The organism is Mycobacterium angelicum, from assembly GCF_002086155.1.
Lineage (GTDB): Bacteria > Actinomycetota > Actinomycetes > Mycobacteriales > Mycobacteriaceae > Mycobacterium > Mycobacterium angelicum.
In genome coordinates, this window is the sequence record NZ_MVHE01000248.1 from 1 (window position 1) to 601 (window position 601).

The following is a 601-nucleotide window of genomic DNA, read 5'->3' on the forward strand; positions in this document are numbered from 1 at the left end:
CGCCCCCACATGCCACACCGGAACCACCACCGGCCCCACCCCAGGACCCGAGAGAACCAAATGCAAGGGGCCGTCCACCAGCAAGCTCAATTGGGGCCCGGTAACCGTAATTGAATCGACAACGAGGGGGCCCACCGTCCCGGTGAGGCTATTCCCGCTGCCGCTGCTGGACAGATGGATCGTCGGAATCGTGAAGGAGTCCACCACGATGTTGCCCAGCGAGCCGGATACCGGGATGTGCAGGGGGATGTCGACGGCCAGGTCGAGTCCGATTCGGGGGATGGTCAAGGTGTAATCACCGCCGAACTGACCCTGCCCATCAGCCCGCCAGAAAAAGCCGTTGTTCTGACTCCCCCGGTTGAAGCCACCCGTATTCAAATCCCCGCTATTCCCCACACCCGTGTTCAGATCACCGGTGTTCCACCACCCCGTATTCGTATCCCCGGTATTGAACGAACCCGTATTGACGCTCCCCGGATTAAACCCACCCGAGTTGTAACTCCCCACATTCCCGATCCCGGTATTCAGCAACCCCGCGTTCCACACCCCGGTGTTCAACACACCGGAGTTGAACACCCCACTGTTGGCCATGCCGCTGTTG

General features: G+C 60.7%; 1 protein-coding gene. It reads right to left on the minus strand.

The window, feature by feature from the left end; all coding sequences use genetic code 11:
* On the minus strand, window positions 1–601 hold a 601-nt coding region (locus tag BST12_RS29235), incomplete at both ends, for a pentapeptide repeat-containing protein (protein WP_425437435.1).